This window comes from Rhizobium sp. S163 (assembly GCF_030380805.1).
In the GTDB taxonomy this organism is placed as follows: domain Bacteria; phylum Pseudomonadota; class Alphaproteobacteria; order Rhizobiales; family Rhizobiaceae; genus Rhizobium.
The window spans coordinates 259,603-280,429 of sequence record NZ_JAUDSA010000007.1; the positions used below are offsets into that span (position 1 = coordinate 259,603).

20 protein-coding genes and 3 pseudogenes are annotated in these 20,827 nt (G+C 57.1%); 15 read left to right on the forward strand and 8 right to left on the reverse strand.

The features are described from left to right. Positions 1-157 precede the first annotated feature (157 nt). Positions 158-970, reverse strand: coding sequence for a DUF1206 domain-containing protein (locus QTL96_RS09900; protein WP_289727626.1), 813 nt, complete (start codon positions 968-970; stop codon positions 158-160). A 210-nt stretch (positions 971-1,180) separates the two neighbouring features. On the opposite strand from QTL96_RS09900, the gene QTL96_RS09905 reads away from it, so the two are divergent. Further along, complete coding sequence (locus QTL96_RS09905) at positions 1,181-1,360, forward strand: DUF3309 family protein (protein ID WP_112943118.1); 180 nt, start codon at positions 1,181-1,183, stop codon at positions 1,358-1,360. A 245-nt stretch (positions 1,361-1,605) separates the two neighbouring features. Here QTL96_RS09905 and QTL96_RS09910 read toward each other — a convergent pair whose 3' ends face one another. Next, positions 1,606-1,977, reverse strand: coding sequence for a DUF2147 domain-containing protein (locus tag QTL96_RS09910; RefSeq protein WP_289727627.1), 372 nt, complete (start codon positions 1,975-1,977; stop codon positions 1,606-1,608). Positions 1,978-2,129: 152 nt separating this feature from the next. Between QTL96_RS09910 and QTL96_RS09915 the strand changes: the two genes are divergently transcribed. The 4 genes and pseudogenes from QTL96_RS09915 (at position 2,130) to QTL96_RS09930 (ending at position 5,062) form a co-directional block, all read left to right on the forward strand. Continuing rightward, complete coding sequence (locus QTL96_RS09915; protein WP_289727628.1) at positions 2,130-2,930, forward strand: DUF1295 domain-containing protein; 801 nt, start codon at positions 2,130-2,132, stop codon at positions 2,928-2,930. Then, positions 2,927-3,954, forward strand: a pseudogene (locus tag QTL96_RS09920) (cyclopropane-fatty-acyl-phospholipid synthase family protein). Before QTL96_RS09915 ends, QTL96_RS09920 begins: the two are co-directional and overlap by 4 nt. After that, positions 3,954-4,478: a hypothetical protein gene (locus QTL96_RS09925; RefSeq protein WP_113197837.1), complete on the forward strand. Its 525-nt coding sequence runs from the start codon at positions 3,954-3,956 to the stop codon at positions 4,476-4,478. Before QTL96_RS09920 ends, QTL96_RS09925 begins: the two are co-directional and overlap by 1 nt. An 89-nt stretch (positions 4,479-4,567) precedes the next feature. Further along, positions 4,568-5,062 (forward strand): lipocalin family protein, encoded by a 495-nt coding sequence (locus QTL96_RS09930; RefSeq protein WP_289727648.1) that lies wholly within the window; start codon positions 4,568-4,570, stop codon positions 5,060-5,062. Between the two features lie 268 nt (positions 5,063-5,330). Here QTL96_RS09930 and QTL96_RS09935 read toward each other — a convergent pair whose 3' ends face one another. After that, positions 5,331-7,415 carry a response regulator gene (locus QTL96_RS09935; RefSeq protein ID WP_289727629.1) on the reverse strand — a complete coding sequence of 695 codons (2,085 nt, stop codon included), beginning with the start codon at positions 7,413-7,415 and terminating at the stop codon, positions 5,331-5,333. Between the two features lie 685 nt (positions 7,416-8,100). Between QTL96_RS09935 and QTL96_RS09940 the strand changes: the two genes are divergently transcribed. Continuing rightward, positions 8,101-8,304: a CsbD family protein gene (locus tag QTL96_RS09940; protein ID WP_289727630.1), complete on the forward strand. Its 204-nt coding sequence runs from the start codon at positions 8,101-8,103 to the stop codon at positions 8,302-8,304. A 108-nt stretch (positions 8,305-8,412) separates the two neighbouring features. Continuing rightward, positions 8,413-8,784, forward strand: a complete 372-nt coding sequence (locus QTL96_RS09945; protein WP_289727631.1) for a GFA family protein — start codon at positions 8,413-8,415, stop codon at positions 8,782-8,784. 206 nt (positions 8,785-8,990) lie between these two features. On the opposite strand, the gene QTL96_RS09950 is transcribed toward QTL96_RS09945, so the two are convergent. Beyond that, positions 8,991-9,251 (reverse strand): hypothetical protein, encoded by a 261-nt coding sequence (locus tag QTL96_RS09950; RefSeq protein WP_289727632.1) that lies wholly within the window; start codon positions 9,249-9,251, stop codon positions 8,991-8,993. Here QTL96_RS09950 and QTL96_RS09955 point away from each other — a divergent pair. After that, a complete protein-coding gene (locus QTL96_RS09955) occupies positions 9,235-10,569 on the forward strand; it encodes an epoxide hydrolase family protein (protein ID WP_289727633.1) in 1,335 nt (444 codons plus the stop codon). The two genes, QTL96_RS09950 and QTL96_RS09955, sit on opposite strands and share 17 nt — an antisense overlap. Positions 10,570-10,767: 198 nt before the next feature. Here the strand turns inward: QTL96_RS09955 and QTL96_RS09960 are convergent, their stop codons facing one another. The 4 genes and pseudogenes from QTL96_RS09960 to proP form a co-directional block, all read right to left on the reverse strand. Continuing rightward, entirely contained in the window at positions 10,768-11,532 is a 765-nt protein-coding gene (locus QTL96_RS09960) for an exonuclease domain-containing protein (RefSeq protein WP_289727634.1), read from the reverse strand. A gap of 9 nt (positions 11,533-11,541) precedes the next feature. After that, a pseudogene (locus tag QTL96_RS09965) lies at positions 11,542-11,748 on the reverse strand (hypothetical protein); the annotation flags it as partial. A gap of 78 nt (positions 11,749-11,826) precedes the next feature. Further along, positions 11,827-12,609 (reverse strand): annotated as a pseudogene (locus tag QTL96_RS09970) (DUF1932 domain-containing protein); the annotation flags it as partial. A gap of 551 nt (positions 12,610-13,160) precedes the next feature. Further along, complete coding sequence (gene proP / locus QTL96_RS09975; RefSeq protein WP_289727635.1) at positions 13,161-14,678, reverse strand: glycine betaine/L-proline transporter ProP; 1,518 nt, start codon at positions 14,676-14,678, stop codon at positions 13,161-13,163. Positions 14,679-15,397: 719 nt separating this feature from the next. On the opposite strand from proP, the gene QTL96_RS09980 reads away from it, so the two are divergent. From QTL96_RS09980 to QTL96_RS10010, 7 genes are read left to right on the forward strand one after another with little or no spacing between them, the layout of a single operon-like run. Further along, complete coding sequence (locus QTL96_RS09980; RefSeq protein ID WP_289727636.1) at positions 15,398-16,081, forward strand: GntR family transcriptional regulator; 684 nt, start codon at positions 15,398-15,400, stop codon at positions 16,079-16,081. Then, the gene (kduI, locus tag QTL96_RS09985) at positions 16,078-16,914 is read left to right on the forward strand and encodes a 5-dehydro-4-deoxy-D-glucuronate isomerase (RefSeq protein ID WP_113197080.1); all 837 of its coding nucleotides are present in this window, start codon (positions 16,078-16,080) and stop codon (positions 16,912-16,914) included. The genes QTL96_RS09980 and kduI overlap by 4 nt, the downstream gene beginning before the upstream one ends. 4 nt (positions 16,915-16,918) lie before the next feature. After that, positions 16,919-17,674: a 2-dehydro-3-deoxy-D-gluconate 5-dehydrogenase KduD gene (gene kduD / locus QTL96_RS09990; protein WP_113197079.1), complete on the forward strand. Its 756-nt coding sequence runs from the start codon at positions 16,919-16,921 to the stop codon at positions 17,672-17,674. A gap of 40 nt (positions 17,675-17,714) precedes the next feature. Then, complete coding sequence (locus tag QTL96_RS09995) at positions 17,715-18,398, forward strand: amino acid ABC transporter permease (protein WP_113197078.1); 684 nt, start codon at positions 17,715-17,717, stop codon at positions 18,396-18,398. Between the two features lie 7 nt (positions 18,399-18,405). Further along, positions 18,406-19,059, forward strand: a complete 654-nt coding sequence (locus QTL96_RS10000) for an amino acid ABC transporter permease (protein ID WP_112943129.1) — start codon at positions 18,406-18,408, stop codon at positions 19,057-19,059. Next, positions 19,043-19,771, forward strand: a complete 729-nt coding sequence (locus QTL96_RS10005) for an amino acid ABC transporter ATP-binding protein (protein WP_112820880.1) — start codon at positions 19,043-19,045, stop codon at positions 19,769-19,771. The genes QTL96_RS10000 and QTL96_RS10005 overlap by 17 nt, the downstream gene beginning before the upstream one ends. A 59-nt stretch (positions 19,772-19,830) precedes the next feature. After that, the gene (locus QTL96_RS10010) at positions 19,831-20,628 is read left to right on the forward strand and encodes a transporter substrate-binding domain-containing protein (protein WP_289727637.1); all 798 of its coding nucleotides are present in this window, start codon (positions 19,831-19,833) and stop codon (positions 20,626-20,628) included. The last annotated feature ends 199 nt before the right edge of the window (positions 20,629-20,827 follow it).

Below are 20,827 nucleotides of genomic sequence, written 5' to 3' on the forward strand. Positions count from 1 at the left end.
ATTCAAACGCCGACGCAGTGCCCTTCACAATGCCAGCGCCAGCAGCGGACACTCGCGCTAGCTGCGCAAATGCGAGCGAGGCCGATGGCAGAACGCTCGCGGAAATCAAGGTGATCATCGTCGGTTGTTCCTGCCGTTCATCGAAGTTACAAAACTCCTAGCGATGTAGCTTTGGAAGACCAACGCGAACGTCGGCCATGGATGGCGACTTGACCCGTCGATACCGTGCCTCGACAAGATTGTAGATTCCGAAAGCGGCTAGTCCGATTGCAACGACCAGATAAAGCACGCCGCCAAAAGGCAGTTGTCCAATCCATCTCAGAGCGTCGCTCATGCTGCCTGCTTGGCTCGGATCGACGGTAAAAGCGGCATAGCAGAAGAATATACCAACTATGGCGAAAATCGCTCCGCGAGCGACGAGCCCATAAACGCAAATTAGGAGCAACGGCTGACTCTCCCGCAGGTCGAGATAGCGCTCAAAGCGGCGGGTGATGCCCTTCAGTGCGGTTACGATCCCTCCAGTGAGAAATCCCACGCCGATTGCGCCCGCTAGGTATCGACCGAACGGCTGAGCCATCGCCCACGCAGCCAAACTATCTTCTCCTCCACCTCCCCTTGATCCCATGCCCAACGCATTCTGGAATGCATAGACTGCCAACCCGATGTAGGTAACGGCGCTGCCAAAAAGAGCTAGGCGGATCACATAGCTCTTGACGCTGTCATCGTGACCGTCTGCATTGGCCAGCGACTGTGCGAGACGCCATGCCACGAAGCCAAGAAGGCCCAGGGCAATCACTCCCAGCCATAAAGATCCAAGTGGTTGGTCAAGTAGCACATCCAACGCCGATTTTGTGTCGGCCTCTCCGCCACCTAAGCTTGAAAAGGTGGCGAGCCCAGCGACCAGTAGGAACACAACTCCTCTAGCACCGTACCCAGCACGAGCTAACCAGTCAAATTTTGCACTTTTCATCGCAAATTCTCCAACTTAGCGAAGAACGTTCGTGTTGGCACATCGGTTCCTCGTAGGCCTTTTGTCGCGATAGTTGCGCCGGGTTGCGATGTCACCGACGAATGAATAGTCGTCTTAGTTGGTAATGGGCCCGGATTGATATCGAAGTGGAACTCCGAGGCAATGCCTGCGTTGAAGTGCCGTATGTCTTTCAACTAAAGGGATTAAAGCATGAGCACGCTTCTGATAATTGTCATAATTCTGGTATTGCTGGGTGGTGGCGGCGGCTACTACGCACATGGACGATACGGGGGGCGAGGCCTAGGTGGCGTGCTGGGATTGGTCGTTGTCGTACTGATCATCCTGTGGCTGCTCGGTGCACTGCACGGTGGCGCCGCACCACCTCTCTAAGTCGCGTGCCTCGTGGCGAATGTCTGCCGACATCAGCTACCAGACCCGCACTCTAGAGCCGTGCGGGTCTGCAGAATTGCTATCAAGCCATCTAGAGGCCCGACCAGATGGCGAGTGCGGCGCCTCGGAATGTAAGCCGCGTGGAGGCCTAATCATTAGACGTGAGATACGGTTGGCGATGTACGCGTCATTCGCAGCAATTGGCCTACCTTCACCATCCTTTTTCGTTGATTCCTTATCAATGCTCAGTTGATGCGGGTCCAATCGATACCCTTGCACAAGAGGCCAGCCACGATACAGCCTTTCGTGGTCATTTTGTCTCCCTGGACTGTTACCGACAGTTTGTAGGTCATGTCTCGCTGCGGATCGAAGGCAGTACCGGCGTAAACACCGTCGAGCCCAGGCTTAATGGACATGACAAGTCGGTCCCCCTCTCTTTCCTTCGGCGTGCCTGGCTTGATCCAGGTGTTGGTCGCGCAAATATCCGCTCCACATGGCGCGATCCTCACCTTGGCATTGCCGTCTCCACGTGCCCATAGACCGTCAATGTCGGCAGCATGAGCCTCGCTCAAGCTGCATAGCGTCAATGTAAACGCTGCAATTGTCACCTTTCTCATGATCAGATCCTCCTCCCGGATGCTTCTTATACGAGCGAGCGTCGAAACAGTTTCGTCAAAAGCCTGATTTGGAGAAGATTTATCGATGAAGTGGAAACCGAATGCGTTTCCCATCCGTAGAGACAGCGTTGTCAACATTCACGGACAGGCTGATGAGTATTTTGCCGCTCGTCGTCATCGCAATGTTCTTATCGCTGGCCATGGCGGGCGCCTGGGCAATTCAACGTGTAAGCCGAAAAAGCGGGTGGATCGACACCGTGTGGTCGGTCGGCGTTGGGCTCGGCGGCATCTTTGCTGTCGCATATGCAGACGGCGACATTAGTCGTCGCGCCATCCTTCTGATCGTGGTCTGCGCTTGGTCGTTAAGGCTCGCAAGCCACATCGGCTGGCGCACCAAAGGCGGCGGCGAAGATCCCCGTTATGCAAAATTCATCGACGACTGGGGCGACCGCGCAGCTTGGCGGCTGTTCCTCTTCCTGCAGATACAGGCATTGGCCGCCTTCGTTCTCGTCCTGGCCGTCTATCTCGCTGCAGCCAATGACCACCCGTTCCCACGGGCCATGGACGGTCTCGCCATGCTCCTCGCCATCGTCGCGCTGGGCGGTGAAGCCCTCTCCGACGCCCAGCTCGCCCGCTTCCGAAAGACGCCCGAGGCAAAGACGGAAGTCTGTGAGGTCGGGTTCTGGCGCTACTCGCGCCATCCCAACTACTTCTTCGAATGGCTTTTCTGGTGCTGCTGGCCACTGTTTGCATCGACCGGATCGACATGGAACTGGCTGTCCTTGCTCGCGCCACTCATGATGTACTGGCTGCTGGTGCATGTTTCCGGCGTTCCACCTCTCGAAGAGCACATGCTGCGCTCGCGCGGCAACAAGTTCCGTGCCCTGCAGCGCAGGGTCAACGCCTTCTTCCCAGGTCCTCGCAAATCCACCCTTCCAGGAGATCCACAATGAACATGCTGGCATTCGCCATCAACACTGCCGAGCGCGCGCCGCTCACCGACGCAATGACACTGGCCGGCATCGATTTTCTTTGCGCACGCACCAACGCAAGCTCGCGACAACGACGGCGGATACCGAGCGCGATTTCGTCCAGATCATGGACCGCTTTCCCGTCGCGACCCACACCGAAGAGGCCAACCGCCAGCACTATGAGGTGCCGGCCGACTTCTTCGCGGTCGCACTTGGCCCGCAGCGGAAGTATTCCTGTTGCCTTTATCCGACGCCCGATACGACGCTCGCGGAAGCAGAAATCCTGGCGCTCGCCGACACTGTCGCAAATGCGGGGATCGAGGACGGCATGACGATCCTGGAGCTCGGCTGTGGCTGGGGCTCGCTTTCGCTTTATCTCGCACGGCGCTTTCCCAATTCACGCATCACGAGCGTTTCGAACTCGGCCTCGCAGCGAGCCCATATTCTTGACGTCGCGCGGCGAGATGGCCTGACAAACCTTGATGTCATCACCGCCGACATGAACCACTTCACCACGAAGGCCAAGTTCGACCGCGTCGTGTCGGTCGAAATGTTCGAGCACATGTCCAACTGGCGCAAGCTTCTCGAACGTGTCCGCGGTTGGGTGAAGCCTGATGGCAGACTTTTCCTGCACGTATTCACCCACAAGGACCGCTCCTACAGGTTCGATCCCAACGACCCGTCCGACTGGATCGCCCAGCACTTCTTTACCGGCGGAATCATGCCGGCGCACGACCTGCCGCACCGCTTCGGCGATCTGTTCAAGGTGGAGCGGGAGTGGCGTTGGTCGGGAACGCACTATCGCCGCACAGCGCTGGACTGGCTGGCGAATTTTGACCGCGACCTTCATCGCATTCGGCCAATCCTTGCAAAGGTGTATGGCAGGGATGCATACCTTTGGATTCGACGTTGGCGGCTCTTCTTCCTGTCAACTGCAGGACTGTTCGGACATGATAAAGGTAATGTCTGGGGTGTCGGCCATTACCTGCTGGCGCCGGCCACGTAATGTCTGAGACAACCAAACAGCTCGACCCAATCACCCAGGCGACCGTGACGATTGCCTGGGTCATCCTGCTGAACAAGCCCTTCTATCCTGTCTATGTCTGGTATCTGGTAGGCAATGGCGTGGCCGCATCGCTCGGGACATTGCTCTCAGCCCCCCTCTTCCTGGCGATTCCGGTCGTAGCCAGACGATCTTCGCTGGCGGCCCGGATCGCGCTGCCGCTCATCGGCACGTTCGACACCTTGTTCGAGACGAAACTCTTCGGATCGGCTTCGGGCACGGAATTGTACTTCGCCGCCTGCATCATGCTCGTCGCGCTGTCTTTCCAGGCACACGAAAAGTGGTGGCAGCGCGGAATGGCCGTGCTTGTCTTTGTCGTGTTCGTGTTCTCGCGCAATTTCATCGGTGCGCCGCTGCATGTTTGGACTGCACCAGAACTCGAGACCCTCTTCAATCTAAATGCCTTCGCCGTCGCCAGCCTGTTGGCGTTCATCGCCCTTCGATGTGCGGGTATATCACGGACATGAGAGCAATCCGATCGAACTACAGCCACAACGAATGGGAGCGAAAGATGCAGAAGATTTCTTACTGGTGTTTTGCTGTGTTACTCGCGTTTATGTATTCGTGCAGCCCGGCATCATCGGCCTCGACAGAGCCGAGGTCGATTGCGATCGGCATGGATCACTATCAAGGAACATGGCTTGAAATCGGCCGCCGACCAATGTGGCTGACCGATGGATGCGTTGCGGGCTACTCCACCTATAAGCTTGGAAAGACACCAGGCGAGGTCAAAGTCGAAGACGGTTGCTACGTCGGCAGACCAGGGGGACGACTGAAGACCGTCGAAGGTGATGGGAGGATCCTCGATCTGGGGCGTAACAATGCCGAAATGCGGGTCCGCTACCCCTTCTTCATAACATTCAATTACAGGGTCCTTTACAAGTCTCCCGACAGGACGTGGTTCGTAAGTGCAGGCCCCAAGATGAAAAACCTTTGGATCTACGCGCGCACCGTACCATCAAAGGCAAAACTGAAGCTGATGGTCCGCAAGGCCAGTGAACTCGGATATGATGTTCAGAGACTTGAATTTCCCGCGCAATCCGGCCGCTAGACGGTAATCTGAACTCGGCATTAGGATGATCCCGAATTGCAAAGTCAATGGTATCTGGTTAGCCCCCGCCTCCACTGTCAATGCTTCGGGCAAGTGCGTTGCAGGATATTGTCGCGGTAGGCGCATTGGGTGCGTGAACTCGCAGGAGTCGAGATTCCTGCCGTCGACGCAGCTTAGATTTATCGAGAGATTGTCACGACAGGCACACTTTACCAAGGCTGAGAGCATCCGCACTTGCACATCGGGGATAGGAGCAGGAGCATTGGCCTCAGCTGCGCGTCAACTCGGCTACTCTTCTTGCAAGAACGTCACCCGCGAAAGGCTTCGTCAGCACCTGCATCCCGCGATCCAGATGTCCGTGATTCAGGACTGCGTTTTCAGCATAACCTGTGACGAATAGAACAGGTAGATCTGGGCGATCAGCGCGGACGGCATCCGCAAGCTGTCTTCCATTCATGCCATTCGGCAGACCGACATCTGTCAAAAGCAGATCGATGTCGGGCCGCGAGCTCAAAACTCTAAGGGCTGACGGCGCGTCATCGGCTTCAAGGACGGAGTATCCAAGTTCTTCGAGCACGTCGACGGCGACCATTCGGACCAACGGCTCGTCGTCGACGATCAAAATGGTTGTCTTTCCTGAAACTGGAGGAACCGGCGCCTCGGGCGTTGCATTCTCTTCCTCTAGACCATCGGCGTGGTGCCGGGGAAGGTAGATGCAGATCATCGTTCCCTTGCCAAGTTCCGAGTATATGCGCGCTGCACCGCCCGACTGTCCGGCGAAGCCATAAACCATTGAGAGACCGAGCCCCGTTCCTTGGCCCGTCGGTTTCGTCGTGAAAAATGGATCAAACGCTCGAGCAATTACATCCTGCGACATGCCCGTGCCAGTGTCACTCACACACATTGAAACATACTGGCCAGGTTCGACACCACGGTCCCTTGCAGCCCGTTCGTCCAGCCAACGATTACCCGTCTCGATCGTCAGCTTTCCGCCATCCGGCATTGCATCCCTTGCATTGATGCAAAGATTGAGAAGCGCATTCTCAAGCTGGCCGACATCCACAAATGCGGTCCACAGACCGCCGGCACCGGCGACTTCCACGTCAATGCCGGGGCCCACGCTCCGCGTGACCAAATCATGCATGTCGGTGATGATGCGGTTTATGTTCGAAGGCTTTGGATCCAAGGTCTGGCGGCGCGAGAAGGCGAGTAGCCGCTGGGTGAGGCCCGCAGCTCGCTTGACCGCACCTTGTGCGCCGGCCAGGTAGCGATCGGTGTCGCCGATCCTTCCCTGCGCCAGACGTGCCTTCATGAGCTCCAGGCTGCCGCCGATCCCTGCGAGGATGTTGTTGAAGTCGTGCGCAAGGCCACCGGTCAACTGGCCAACCGCCTCCATCTTCTGTGATTGCCGCAGAGCATCCTCCGCCTGCATCAGCGCTGCCGTGCGTTCTTCTACCCGCTGCTCCAGGGTCTCTGTCAGCGTTCGCAAGTCTGCCGCAGCACGATCTCGCTCCTGCTCTGCGGCACGTCTTGCCTCGATGTCGATGAGCACACCGGGAAAGAGCGTGGCCTCTCCATTCGATCCTAGATCGACACGTCCATTGGCTTCCAGCCATCTATACTGCCCATCAAGTCGGCGGGTTCGGTACTGATGTGCATATGGTCCGCCTAGCCGCAATGCCTCCTTGATCGCCGCGGCAAGACCCGGCTGGTCGTCCGGATGGACCGTCTCTACGACTTGTGAAAGGCTCAGACCTGTTCGTCCGAGGTTCGGGTCGAAGCCGAAGGCTGTTGCGAATGCCTCATCGACGGTAAATTTGTCGCCTGGCACGTCCCATGACCACGTTCCGATAATTGCTCCAGCGGCGAGAGCAAGTTGGACGCGCTGAATGTTCTCGCGAGCAAGTGCTTCGCTTTCTCGCAACGCTTGCTCGGCGACCTTTCGCATGGTGATGTCGCGGAAAAGAACGGACACCTGCTTGAGGCTGGACGGTTCAAGCCGTGTAGCAGATACCTCGATGAAGCGGTTGATCGCCTTGAATTCTTGCTCGAACCGAACTGTCTCGCCGGTCTCAAGCACCCCGCCATAGACCTTCAGCCAGACATCAGCATTGTCGGGCTCAATTTCACGAAGCCGCTTTCCGACGATACCCTTTATCCCCGTCTGCCGCTCATATCCCGAGTTAGATTCGATGTGTACGTAGTCACTCATCGGACCTTCCGGGCCGTCAATGAACTCAATGATACAAAACCCGTCGTCGATTGCTTCGAAAAGGGCGCGGCGTCGTCCCTCACTTTGGGCAAGTGCATCTTCGGTTAGCTCAACATGCGGGCTCGCGATCTCGTTTGTCACGGATAGTCCTTAAAGCTCATGAACTCGCGCATACATATGTTTGCGCGCCACAAAGACAATGAAATCTTTGTTGATTTCAGGAAGCATCAATCTGGGGCGGAGAAAGGTCGGCAGAGCTTGCATCTCATCATCGTCCCCTGAGAAGCTCGACAATCATAGCAAGCATCTGCTTTTAGAACCCGATCGCGCTCCCGTCTCCTTTCCCACCCCACTCTCGGTAACCATCGGCCAGAACATCGCGCGATGGGGCGCGAGAACGACGCAAGACGGACCCCTACTCCTGAGCGTTTATAACCAGCTCCCTCAGCACGAACCCAGGTTGACGGCTCGATCTGCCGAGATCTGGACGGGCATAATTCCCCGGCCAGACTGCCGGGATCGCCGACCGTCGCCCATCGTCAAGTCCTCTTGCCTTACCGGATTTTCGAGATCTCGCGAGGGGTCGGCGCTCCAGGCTGTAGACCAGTAATGGCGCGATGAACGCGCGTGACGATCTGAGCATTCTGTCGGTCGCTTCAAGCGCTGGGGCCTAGCGCTTTGTTATTGAACATGCGGCGATCCTCTTGTTCACGAGGCTATGTTCTCCAGCGGTCAGTCCCTGATCGACGGCATCAGAGTTGAGGGGTTGTCGGAACAGTTCGGACATTAGGCCGTTAAGTTCCAATGCAATCAAAAGGAGGAAGTCATGGATTGGAATCGCGTGGAAGGAAACTGGAAGCAGATGAAAGGGAAGGTCAAGGAGCAGTGGGGCAAGCTTACTGATGATGACCTCGATGTCATTGCGGGCAAGCGCGACCAACTGGAAGGCAAGATCCAGGAGCGGTACGGCTACGAGAAGGACCGCACGGAAAAGGATATCGACGACTGGTACGGTCGCCAACCTTGGTAGATATGGAGACTTTCCTTGAACCAGAAGGCCGCGGGACATCCCGCGGCTTGCAAGTGCCTCTGAAAGATATGCATGAGGATTTGAAAAGTCAGGCGAGGAGATGGAAGCATGATCCTTGTTGGAGGATGTTTGTGCGGAGCGGTCCGATATCAGGTGGATGGCGAGCCTTTTCGCGTAGGTCTCTGCCATTGCGCAGATTGCCGAAAAGAGAGCGGATCTTCATTTTCTTCATTCGCTCATTGGCCGCGCGACACATTCACATACTCAGGCGAGATTTCTACGTATGCGGGTCGGAGTTTTTGCCCGCGTTGTGGGGGACGTTTGTTTTGCCTTAACGACAATGACGTGGAAATTCGTTTCGGATCACTGGACAAAGCGCCAACTGACCTAGTGCCCGAGATGGAGGTCTGGACAAAACGACGCGAGAAATGGTTGCCAGTTATTCAGAGCACCAAGAGATTCGACGAGGATCCGACGTGAAAACGCCGGCGTAAGGTGCTCGAGGCCAAGATCCTGCTGCACGCGGTTGCCCCGGGATCCGGCCAATGGTCCGGTCGCGGAAGGTGGCCGAAAAACAACTCCTGCGGTCACTGAACTCATGTCCGATTGTGAGTAAGCCGGTGGGGTCAGCAGCGAGATTTGAGTACCGTCGGTTTCGCCTTTTGGATACCCAGGTTCGCTTGCAGTTAACCAGCCACGTTCGCAAGCAGAAAGCAGTCGGTCTCAAAAGTGATTTGAAGCGCCTGCTTTAGCTTACCCAAAATGGCATGCCATTGGATCGGCACCCGATACGTCAGGTTTGTTCGATCCATGTCGATCGATACGCTTTGATACAAGTCTCCACCATCAGGAAACAAGCCAGATACGTCGGGGTCGTAGATCCTCTCTGCACCGGTTGTCGCCACGTCGACACAAACAAGGAGAGGACCTATGACCAAAGCAAACATGACGTATCGCCAAAAGCCCATCACCAATCGTGCATTTGCGATTGCGGTTGGTTCCTTCATGATGCTCCCAGTTGTCACAATGCAGGAGGTTTACGCCGCCGATGCTCCTGTTGTTGGCACTCCAACGGCGGCGCAGGACGCAAGCATCCGTCCGTTCAAGATTGAAGTTCCCCAGTCACAGCTCGATGATCTGCGCAAGCGGATCGCTGAGACACGTTGGCCAGACAAGGAGACTGTCGATGACATTTCGCAGGGCATTCAACTGGACCGGGTCCAGAAGTTGGTCAAATATTGGGGTACCGACTACGACTGGCGAAAGGCCGAAAGCGAACTGAATGCGGTCCCGGAATTCATCACAAAAATTGACGGCGTCGACATCCAGTTCATTCACGTTCGCTCGCGCCACCCCAATGCCCTTCCCCTCCTCCTCACCCATGGGTGGCCGGGATCGCAGTTCGAGTTCATGAAGGCCATCGGGCCCTTGACTGACCCGACCGCGTTTGGCGGACGCGCGGAAGACGCTTTCGACGTTGTCATCCCATCGATCCCTGGCCATGGCTTCTCAGGCAAGCCAACCGAACTCGGCTGGGGCCCTGACCGAGTTGCCAAAGCTTGGGATGTGCTGATGAAGCGCCTCGGCTACAAAAGCTATGTCTCCCAAGGTGGCGACCACGGCTCTGTTATCTCCGACGCTCTGGCACGCCAGAATCCGAACGGCCTGCTTGGCATTCATCTCAACATGCCAGCCACCGTTCCGGGCGAACTCATGAAGGGTATCAATGCTGGCGACCCGGCCCCGAGCAGCCTGTCGCAGGACGAGAAGGACGCATACCAGTCGCTGTCCACGTTCTTTGGCCGAAACGCGGCCTATGGTGCAATGATGGTGACGCGTCCGCAGACGATTGGCTACTCGCTTTCTGACTCGCCGTCCGGCCTGGCGTCCTTCGTTTACGAGAAGTTTGCGCAATGGAGCGACAGCGGTGGTGTCCCGGAGAACGTACTCTCCCGCGACGAGATGCTGAACGACATCACGCTCTATTGGCTGAACAACGTCGGCGCATCGTCGTCCCGCTTTTACTGGGAAAACAACAACAACAACTTTAGTTCCGATACCCAGAAGACGAGAGACATCAAAGTGCCGGTTGCCATTACGGCGTTTCCAAAGGAAATCTACAAGGCACCGGAAAGCTGGAGCAAGCAGGCATATCCCTCGCTCATCTACTACCACCAAGCAGCAAAAGGGGGCCATTTTGCCGCATGGGAACAGCCGCAGCTATTTGCAGAGGAACTAAGAGCCGCGTTTAAGTCGCTGCGCTAGGTCACACACGAGTTCGGGGCGGCCCTCGAGATGCCGCCCCAATCTTTTGGCCGTACTCTGATACCTTCAGGTATCTGAGATCTGCCATTCGCAGATGCAGAAACGTCCTCGCCCTGGGGCCAATCCAGTTCAGTAGCAGACGGGCCATCCAGGGAGATTACATCGAAGCCGGGGGGATGTCGGCACTAAGGGACCCCGCTAAAGGAGGCGGCCTTGCGCAGAGGTACGTTTCCGGGGAGGTTCCCCGCCTCGTCGCACGATCTCAGTCTCGGCCGTGAACCGAGCATCTCGATCTCGATCCGAAAGGAAGTGTTGCACCACATCCAACGCAACCTGGTCCCAGGGCTTTCCCCTTTCTGGTCCAGATGGAATGCGGGGCAAAAGCCCTGGCTCGGCGCTCCAGGCGAGCAACTGATCCAGAGTAGCCTCATTGAGCATGTCGCGGAGATGGTGGGCGGTCACGTAAGCATCAGGTAATGCCCGGTGGGCTGGCAATCCGATCTCGTGAACCAGCCCCTCGGGCATACGTTGGTAACGAAGCATCTGGTTTGAAAAGCGCGGCAGGTCGGGCCATAGCCTCAGCGCGCATTTCCATGTGCAGACCCATTGCGCACCTCCCGACAGAAGCGGAGTGCAATAGCGCTGCTCGAACGCAGCGCGGTGAGCGGCCAAGGCCCGCAAAGGTCGACGCGGTTGCAGCACCGACGCTGCGATCTCCCTCCAGAACGGTGCTCCTTTTACGTCTCGGTCGAGAATATGATGTATGGCCATCGTTTCCGGTGAGATAGGTCGACCAGGATTGACCATCAACGAGCCACGCTCGTGATCGAGCTGCCATCGGCCATCATCAGTCTGGAGCACGTCCTGCCAACCGATTTCACATACCTCGTGCGGGCCATTGCCGCCGGTCTCAAGATCAACGACGCGGATGACGGCGATCGGTGTCGGGTCGGTTGAGAACATCGAGAGCTTTTACGTCCTTGTCCTTCCAGGGATACTGGTGACGGTAGCCGAGACCGGATCACTGGCCGGGAAGCTGTCTTCGAGACCTTCCTCCAGTTCCTCTTCCAGCTCGGCCCTGTCCTGGCTTTCGCGCGCACTCGGAACCGGTTGGAGGCCCCTACTGCCTTGATCAAAGTTGCCGTTGCTCAATGCATCGTAACGATTGAGGCTGCCCTCAGGTTGCGCGGCAAGCATCTCGGACAAGGTCGCAGTAACATCGCCATTTAAGGTGCGGTCAGTTGCCAGTTGTTGGAAAACATCAGCCAATGCGGCAAATATATCCGCAGCGGGGTCATCCGGCCCTAAAAACGTAGCAATCTCATCCATTTCTGCAACCCAACGGTATGCTTTTGGAAACATGTCGGGAATACCCTTGGAAAACTTTGCCAAGAGCTGCGACTGGCTTTCAAAAAGCTCGGCCATGAGCGCCTTGTCCGCTCCACTTTTGGCGGCGGCAAGCATCATCGAGGTGCCCAGACCTATCAGGCCTTTGTTGATGCCGGCATAGCACATTTTAAGGGCTGAAGCTGCGCCCACGCCGCTGTCCAGTGAACGAGCATCCAGGCCGTATGCGAGGAGGACCGGTACAATCTCTTTCGCGCCCCCGCTGAGATAGAAGCGTGGGCCGGGCTTTCCTGCCTCCGGTGGCCCACCAATGATACAGCCATCAAGCACCCTCGCATTACTGTTCTCGAAGGATCGAGCAACTTTGCCCATAGTCTGAGGTGAAACGGCATTGCAGTCGATAAAGATGGTGTGAGACTGCGACGAGCCCATTGCCGTCACGACTAGATCGGCCACTTCCACAGCCTGGGACGGTGGCACAATTGATAGTATGATGTCGGCTCCCAGCAACGCTGTCAGATCGACTTCTCGGACGCCTGCAGCCAGCGCTCGATCTCTTGTTGCGGGTGATCGTCCTTCCAGATAGGTGACGACTTCCGCGCCGGAAGACATAAGAACCTTTGCAACGGCACCCCCCATGGCTCCCATTCCGATGACTGCGATCCTTGGCACGGCTACTCTCCACAATTGCATTCGATCTGGAACTAGAGGCGATGACGCCAAGTGCAAGGATTAATTGCCTGGCGGTTCACTGAACGAATGATGTGCCTTTGAAGAGATTTTACCCGATGACCGGCTCGATCACTGATCATGCTTGGCGACCGCAACCACTTGTCGCCGATGAGAAAGTACCAACAAACGGGAGAAGCGTCAGATCGAGATTTCGCCAACAGCATGACCCGCGAGCTTTCGAAGTTTATGCGTCGAAAGCTCGCGGACTGTCACGCGACGCACCGAGGAGCCTTGACCCACATGGGTCCGGCGCGAAGTCAGCCTGCTTTTCCTCACGGAGACCAGACCGCTCGGCGAAGCAGTCCTCGACCTTGACTAACTCTGGCACACCGGCAGCGTCGACATTGTCAGCAGCGCAATCCACCGCGGTGAGGTCGCATGCAATGGGGATCCGTGGTCGCAGACCTCGCGAACGCCACACGTGTAGAGGTCACGCTCACAAATGAACACTTACCGGCAAGTGCAGAAAGCGTCGGCGACGATCTGCCTGCTTACCACAGGTCTTGGCGCGATCAGTTCAGTTCGGGATGCTGATCCACGAGCTTGTCACGCTTCTGTTGAAGAATTTGCATCTGCTCGGTCAACTCCGCCATTGCTTCATCAATCTTTTCGACGCTTTCTTCGATGTACAAATAATGCTCCGCGAGAAGTGCCCTAGCCTCCTTGCGACTGGATGCGTTCGGCGTGTCTCCGTAAAGAGGCCGATTGGCCGTCTCCTTCAGGAAAAGGGTTGTGAGAAGACCTGCGGCGGCGGCAACCATGAGATAGTAAGCCGGCATGTAGATGTTGTCGGTCGCTTCGACCAACCAAGCCGCCACCGTGGGAGTGAGACCAGCGACGATGATCGAGATGTTGAAGGATATAGCAAGCGCACTGTAGCGAATTCGTGCCGGAAACAGAGCGGGCAACGTTGCAGCCATAATTCCGACAAGGCAATTGAGGCCGATCGCGAGGATCAACAAGCCAAAAAAGATGCCAATAGTGTTGCCGCTCGCTATCAAATGAAATGCTGGCAACGACAAGGCAAGGATGATCAAGCTGCCAACGGCGAGAAACGGGCGGCGGCCGATGCGATCACTCAGAAAGCCGACCAGCGGCTGCACGAACAACATCCCGACCATGACAGCGATGATGATCAAAGCACCATGATCTTCTGTGTAGCCGAGGGTCTTTGCCAGATAGGTCGGCATGTAGGTTAAGAGCATGTAGTAGGTAACGTTCGTGACAAGCACCATGCCGATGCATATTGCCAAGGACCGTGGATGCCTTTGGATGATTTCAGCTATGGGAATCATCGGCCGTTCAGACAACGCCTGCTTATCTTCCTTTTCGGTTCGCTTCAGGCGTTCGGTGAAGGCCGGCGTTTCTTCAGCGGCATGTCTTAGATAAAGGCCGATGAGGCCCAACGGGGCCGCGAGGAAGAACGGCAGGCGCCAACCCCAGGACAGAAAGTTTGCCTCGCTCATCGCTGCTGTCAGTACGACAACCAGTCCGGCGCCTAGCACAAATCCCGCAATCGATCCAAAATCAAGCCAGCTTCCAAGAAAACCGCGCCTGCGATCAGGTGAGTATTCCGCGACAAATATGGCGGCGCCTGTGTATTCGCCGCCTACCGAGAACCCTTGGACGAGTTTGCACATGAGGAGCAGGATAGGAGCCCACAAGCCGATCATAGCATAGCTTGGGATGAGGCCGATGCAGAAAGTGCTCACAGCCATGATGACGATCGTCAGCGAGAGGACCTTTTGTCGGCCAAACTTGTCACCCATGGAGCCGAAGAACACGCCACCCAATGGCCGCACCAGAAATGGTACAGAGAAGGTAGCGAGTGCAGCAACTGTCTGAACCGCAGGTGAAGCTTCGGGGAAAAACACCTTGCCAACAGTGGCTGCGACAAAGCCATAGACGCCAAAATCAAACCATTCCATCGCATTGCCAAGGGCGGCCGCGGTTATCGCCTTCTTCAGCTTGGAATCCTCGATGACAGTGACGTCATTCAGTGTCAGCGTGTTGGTTTGCGTACTGCTCACGATACCCCCATATTCAAATCCGCCTCATCGTGAGACGCGGGTAAATGCTTAAAACGCGTGAACGTTCCAAGCTGTTATCTAGGGCTGGTTTTTACTGCTCCAAGCTTCAATAGAGCTTTCGAGCGCGCCATCACCGAGCCAAGGTCAGCCCATCCATTCTGATGCCCTACAAGCCGTGTCCTATGATTCCGATTGCTTTGAAGCGTCATCCTGCCGTGGGTTTTTCAATCAAGTCGCTCCAGATCAGCTCGGGTACCGATTGCCTTCCCACGAGTGCGTGAAACCTTTGCCCCGATGCGAGCATGGCAAGAACGTCACGTAAGGAATCAGCTCTTGGGTGGGCTGCCAGCACCAATTCCTGAGCGATAAAAGCATTCTCTATAGCTCATGAGTATCCAGCTTGATGCGTTATCGTGTTCGCGACTATCGCTCACGCTGCAAGCCCGCCGACTGGCAGTGGCGAGCAGGTTGCCCCTCGCTCATAGCTATCTGTCGCCTTATGGGGCTCGCGCACTCCCCATCTTGCGCAAACTTGGATACTAATATACTACTTCTTCTCAAGCCAACGGGAGGTGGCGACGGGTGGACAAAAATCTAGTGCGTACGTTCGTTGAAGTCTGGAGTGCGGCGTGATGAGCGAAGCACGCAAAAAGCGCTCGCTTTCCGGCGTCACCCACCTCTCGCACCAGCGCGCCGCCGCCCCGCGGGCCGCAACCCTCGTGTATAACGCGCTGCGCGACGATATCATTTCGCTGCGCCGCAAGCCGATGGATCTCCTCAACGAGAAAGAACTGGAGGCGCAGTTCGGCGTCAGCCGCACGCCGATCCGCGAAGCGATCCTACGCCTTTCCGACGATGGCCTCGTCGACGTCTTTCCGCAGTCGGGGACCTTTGTTTCTCGAATTCCGCGTCGGGCTCTTTATGAGGCGATACTGGTACGCAAGGCGCTAGAAGATACGACTGTTTCGATCGCCGTCGAAAAGATCACGCCAACTGGAATTCGCTTGCTGGAGCGCAATCTGGCCGATCTTAGCGCCTGCGTGCGCGATGACGATGTCGCGGCCTTCCATGTCCTGGACAACGATTTTCACAAGCTGATCAGTGATATCTCAAGTTTTCCGGGCATCTGGGCGATTATCCAGCAAGTGAAGATTCATTCCGATCGCTATCGACTGCTGACCTTGCCGCAGGAAGGACGTCTTGCTCGTGTCATCGAGGAACACGCCGCAGTGATCGATTGCATGAAGGCCGGCGACAAAGCCGGGGCTGCCGCCGCCATGGGTTTTCATCTCGGCAAGCTGCTCGGCGAAGTCGAGAAGGCCGAGATCTGGGACCCAGACTATTTCATCGAGGATGCAAAATCTCCCTCGGCGTCCATTGAAGAGAAGGGAAAGAATCAATGAAGATCGATGTCCGTCACGCTTCCCATCCCGAAGCCGTTCGCGGCTACGACACCGAAACGCTGCGCCGCCATTTCCTGATCGAGACGGTGTTTACAGGTGGCGAAATCTGCCTCACCTATTCGCACTATGACCGTATGGTCATCGGCGGTGCGACGCCGCTCGGCGAAGGGCTTTTACTCGGCGCACCGAAGGAAATCGGTCAAGAGACCTTCCTTGCCGAACGCGAGCTCGGCGCGCTGAATGTCGGTGGCGCCGGCCGTGTCGTCGTCGACGGCAATACCCATGAGCTTCAGAAATACGATTGTCTCTATGTCGGCAAGGGCGCCAAAGATGTTCGCTTTGAAAGCGTAGATGCTGCCAGGCCCGCCAAATTCTATCTGGTCTCGACCCCGGCGCATGAAACCCACCCGACTGTGCTCCTGACGCGCGATAAAGCGCGTCATTTGACACCGGGCGAAGCGGCGACTGCCAACAAGCGTTCGATCTATCAGTTCATCCACCCGGAAGTCTGCCAGTCCTGCCAACTGACCATGGGCTTCACCATGATCGATGACGGTAGCGTCTGGAACACCATGCCGGCCCATACGCATGACCGGCGCATGGAAGCCTATCTCTATTTCGATCTGGAAGCCGACCAACGCGTCTTCCATTTCATGGGCGAGGCGCAGGAAACCCGCCATATGCTGGTTGCCAGCGAGCAGGCGATCATCTCGCCGCCCTGGTCGATCCACTCGGGCGCCGGCACCAAGAACTACAGCTTCATCTGGGCCATGGCCGGCGACAACAAGAGCTTCACCGACATGGACCATATCGCCATCGCGGATCTGAGGTAGGACGATGGTCAATTCCTTCGATCTTTCGGGCCGGATCGCGATTGTTACCGGCGCCAACACTGGTATCGGCCAGGGCATAGCCGTTGCGCTTGCAGAGGCAGGCGCTTCGATCGTCGCCGTCGGCCGCTCGTCGATGGAGGAAACCGAAGCCTTGGTCACCAAGACCGGTGTCCGCTTTCACGCGATCAAAGCGGATCTCGGCACGATCGCCCCGGTCAAGAAGATCGTTGCCGAAACCATCTCGGTTTTCGGTGGCCTCGATATCCTGATCAACAATGCCGGGATCATTCGCCGCGCTGATGCGATCGACTTTACCGAGGACGATTGGGACGCTGTCATCGATACCAATCTGAAGACGGCATTCTTCCTGTCGCAGGCGGCGGGTCGGCACATGCTGGAAAAGGGTAGCGGCAAGATTGTCAACATAGCATCGCTTTTGTCGTTCCAGGGTGGCATCCGGATTCCGTCCTATACGGCGTCGAAGAGCGGCCTTGCCGGGATCACCCGGCTGCTTGCCTGCGAATGGGCCGGCAAAGGCGTCAACGTAAACGCGATCGCGCCCGGATATTTCTCGACGAACAACACAACGGCACTGCGTGAAGACCCGGACCGCAATGCCGCGATCCTGGCGCGCATCCCGGCCGGGCGCTGGGGCACGCCATCGGAGCTCGGCGGTACCGCCGTGTTCCTGGCATCGGCAGCATCCGACTACGTTCACGGCACGGTCATCCCCGTCGATGGGGGCTGGCTCGCACGATAAGGCATTGGCGTCGGCGTGACCCGCCGCGCACGGAGGAGTTATGCAGTATCAGTTCGATTTCGCGGCACTCGTGCCCTATTGGAAGGATTTCCTATCCGGCGCACTGACGACGATCGAGATCACCCTCTTTTCGGTGATCATCGGTATGGGCATCGGTGTGGCCTGCGCGATTGCCCGCCGCTCTAACTCGAGCATCCTGCGCGGCATCGTCGGCGTCTATATCGAAACGGTGCGCAACACGCCTTTTATCGTACAGATCTTCTTTATCTTTTTCGGGCTCTCTTCGATTGGCTTTCGCCTGCCGATCATCGCCGCATCGGTTTTTGCGATGGTCATCAACGTCGGCGCCTATACCGCCGAGATCGTCCGGGCCGGGATGGACTCGATCCATCCGAGCCAAATCGAGGCGGCGGAGGCGCTTGGCCTCTCGAAATTCCAGATCTACCGCGACATCATCCTCCTGCCAGCGATCGAGCGCGTCTATCCCTCGCTCTCGAGCCAGTTCATCCTGATGATGCTGTCAACGTCAATCTGTTCGCAAATTTCAGCGGAAGAGCTGACCGGGGTTGCCAACAATATCCAGTCGAACACCTTCCGCTCGCTCGAAACCTATTTCGTCGTAGCACTCCTCTACATCGCGATCACCTATCTGATGCGCGCCGCCTTCTTCGGGCTCGGCGTCATTGCATTCCCGCGCCGCCGCCGGCTCGGGCTAGATCTGTGAGGTGACAATGCTCGGCGCGTTCTCGACCAATCATCTTTTCTATCTGCTCGACGGCCTGCTCTGGACCGTCGTCCTCTCGGCGCTCGCTTTCGTTCTTGGTGGCATTGCCGGCTTCTTCGTCATGCTGGCGCGTATCTCGCATTTCCGCTGGCTGCGGCGCACGGCGCTCGTCTACATCCAGATCGTTCAGGGCACGCCGCTATTGATCCAGATGTTTCTGCTCTATTTTGGGCTCGGCGTCTTCGGCATTGCGGTTCCGCCGCTCGTTGCTGCCGGTCTTGGAATGATGGTCTATTCGAGCTCCTATCTCGGCGAGATCTGGCGCGGCGCGGTGGAGTCAATCGCCAAGACGCAGTTCGAGGCAGCCGAATGCCTGGGCCTCACCCGCTGGCAGGCGCTGCGTGACGTCATCCTTCCGCAGGCACTGAAGATCGCCACGCCGCCGACTGTCGGCTTCCTTGTCCAGCTCGTCAAGAATACTTCGCTCGCATCCGTAGTCGGCTTCCTGGAGCTGACGCGCGCCGCGCAGGTCATCAACAACTCCCTGTTCCAGCCGTTCCTGGTCTTCGGCGTCGCAGCGCTCTTCTATTTCTGCGTCTGCTATCCGTTGTCGGTCTGGAGCCGTTCGCTTGAGAGGAAACTCAATGCCGGCCGCCGTTAAACTTAACAATGTCGTCAAGCGTTTCGGCGCCCTCGAGGTGCTGAAGGGAGTCTCCTTCGAGATCAATACCGGCGAGGTCGTGGCGCTGATCGGCCAGTCCGGTTCCGGCAAGAGCACGGCGCTGCGCTGCATCAACCGGCTCGAGACGATCCAGGACGGCACGATCGAAGTCTGCGGCCACCGTGTCGAGGATCCTAAGCTTGATCTGCGCGTGCTGCGCCGCGACATCGGCATGGTGTTCCAGAGCTACAATCTCTTCCCGCACATGACCGTCGCCCAGAACATCATGCTGGCGCTGCGCCGCGTCAAGAACATGCGCAAGGATCAGGCTTATGAGATCGCCAAGCAGGTACTCGCCAAGGTCGGGCTTTCCGAAAAGATCGACAACTATCCGGAGCAGCTTTCCGGCGGCCAGCAGCAGCGTGTGGCGATCGCCCGCTCGCTCGCGATGCAGCCGAAGGTGATGCTGTTCGACGAAGTGACATCGGCGCTCGACCCGAAACTCACCGGTGAAGTGCTGCGTGTCATGGAGGATCTTGCCCGTGGTGGTATGACGATGATCGTGGTCACACACGAGATGGGCTTCGCCAAACGAGCCGCCAATCGCGTCATCTACATGCATACCGGCAAGGTCTGGGAGACCGGAGGGGCAGACATCCTCTCCAATCCGCAGACGCCGGAACTGAAGGAGTTCATGGCTGAAGAGCTATGAGCTGAGGAGGAGGACCTGCGGGAAACCGCAGGGTCGGATGAACGAGAGAGGAGACTCAAATGCCGACGAGAATTATTTCGAAACTGGCGCTTGTTGCCGGAGCTGGCCTGCTGGCCTTTGCATCGGTCGCCAATGCCGACGTGCTTGACAACATCAAGAAGGCCGGGAAGGTCCGCATCGCCGTGGCGATGGGCATTCCTGAATATTCCTTTGTCGACGAAAACCTGAAGCCTACGGGTTCGGATGTAGAAACCGCCAAGTTGATTGCCAAGGATCTTGGCGTCGAGCTGGAGCTAGTGGAAATCACCAACGCTGCTCGCGTACCGTCGGTTCAGACGGGTAAGGCCGACATGGTCGTCTCGTCGCTCGGCATTACTGAGGAGCGCAAGAAGGCGATCGACTATTCGGTCCCCTACGCGACACTTGCTCTCGTGGTTGCCGGCCCGGCTGACGTTGCGATCAAGGACTATGCCGATCTTGACGGCAAACGCATCGGTGTGACCCGCGCCACCACCAACGACCAGGACATTACCGCAAAGGCCAAGAGCGCCGATATCGTCCGCTTCGAGGACGATGCGACGTTGATTACTTCAGTCGTATCCGGACAGGTCGATATCCTGTCGAGCCAGTCGGCCGTCATCAACGGCATCAACAAGAAGATGTCCGCCAATCCCCTGCAAGTGAAGTTCACCCAGAAGGAAACAAATCTCGGCATCGGCATCCCGAAGGGCGAGACGGCTCTGAAGGGTTGGCTCGACCAGTGGGTTAAGACCAACTTCGACAACAAGGTACTCCGCGACATCTACCGCAACTACCACAATGCAGAATTGCCCGACGATCTGACCTCGCGTCAGTGATGGAAGCAAAAACGCTGGGGTCGCAAGGCCCCAGCGGATTTCCTAGATGTGAACGTATCAGCAGCATACCACCAGTGCTGACAATCTCTTTTACTAGGCCGCGTCCCCATAAAAGGGTTTCGCTTTAGTCAGGATGATGATTCAATGTCCCTTGGAAGGAGATTGATATGCGCCGTCATGAACTTAGCGATGAAGAGTG

Excerpts from the sequence above, each read along its gene's own strand:
- QTL96_RS09945 (WP_289727631.1), top strand. The coding sequence starts at position 8,413 with ATGATCCTTGTTGGAGGATGTTTGTGCGGAGCGGTCCGATATCAGGTG.
- QTL96_RS10005 (WP_112820880.1), top strand. The coding sequence starts at position 19,043 with ATGCCGGCCGCCGTTAAACTTAACAATGTCGTCAAGCGTTTCGGCGCC.
- QTL96_RS09915 (WP_289727628.1), top strand. The coding sequence starts at position 2,130 with ATGAGTATTTTGCCGCTCGTCGTCATCGCAATGTTCTTATCGCTGGCC.
- QTL96_RS09950 (WP_289727632.1), bottom strand. The coding sequence starts at position 9,251 with ATGTTTGCTTTGGTCATAGGTCCTCTCCTTGTTTGTGTCGACGTGGCG.
- QTL96_RS10010 (WP_289727637.1), top strand. The coding sequence starts at position 19,831 with ATGCCGACGAGAATTATTTCGAAACTGGCGCTTGTTGCCGGAGCTGGC.
- QTL96_RS09905 (WP_112943118.1), top strand. The coding sequence starts at position 1,181 with ATGAGCACGCTTCTGATAATTGTCATAATTCTGGTATTGCTGGGTGGT.
- QTL96_RS10000 (WP_112943129.1), top strand. The coding sequence starts at position 18,406 with ATGCTCGGCGCGTTCTCGACCAATCATCTTTTCTATCTGCTCGACGGC.
- QTL96_RS09930 (WP_289727648.1), top strand. The coding sequence starts at position 4,568 with ATGTATTCGTGCAGCCCGGCATCATCGGCCTCGACAGAGCCGAGGTCG.
- QTL96_RS09925 (WP_113197837.1), top strand. The coding sequence starts at position 3,954 with ATGTCTGAGACAACCAAACAGCTCGACCCAATCACCCAGGCGACCGTG.
- QTL96_RS09960 (WP_289727634.1), bottom strand. The coding sequence starts at position 11,532 with ATGTTCTCAACCGACCCGACACCGATCGCCGTCATCCGCGTCGTTGAT.
- kduI (WP_113197080.1), top strand. The coding sequence starts at position 16,078 with ATGAAGATCGATGTCCGTCACGCTTCCCATCCCGAAGCCGTTCGCGGC.
- QTL96_RS09900 (WP_289727626.1), bottom strand. The coding sequence starts at position 970 with ATGAAAAGTGCAAAATTTGACTGGTTAGCTCGTGCTGGGTACGGTGCT.
- QTL96_RS09910 (WP_289727627.1), bottom strand. The coding sequence starts at position 1,977 with ATGAGAAAGGTGACAATTGCAGCGTTTACATTGACGCTATGCAGCTTG.
- QTL96_RS09955 (WP_289727633.1), top strand. The coding sequence starts at position 9,235 with ATGACCAAAGCAAACATGACGTATCGCCAAAAGCCCATCACCAATCGT.
- kduD (WP_113197079.1), top strand. The coding sequence starts at position 16,919 with ATGGTCAATTCCTTCGATCTTTCGGGCCGGATCGCGATTGTTACCGGC.
- QTL96_RS09940 (WP_289727630.1), top strand. The coding sequence starts at position 8,101 with ATGGATTGGAATCGCGTGGAAGGAAACTGGAAGCAGATGAAAGGGAAG.
- QTL96_RS09995 (WP_113197078.1), top strand. The coding sequence starts at position 17,715 with ATGCAGTATCAGTTCGATTTCGCGGCACTCGTGCCCTATTGGAAGGAT.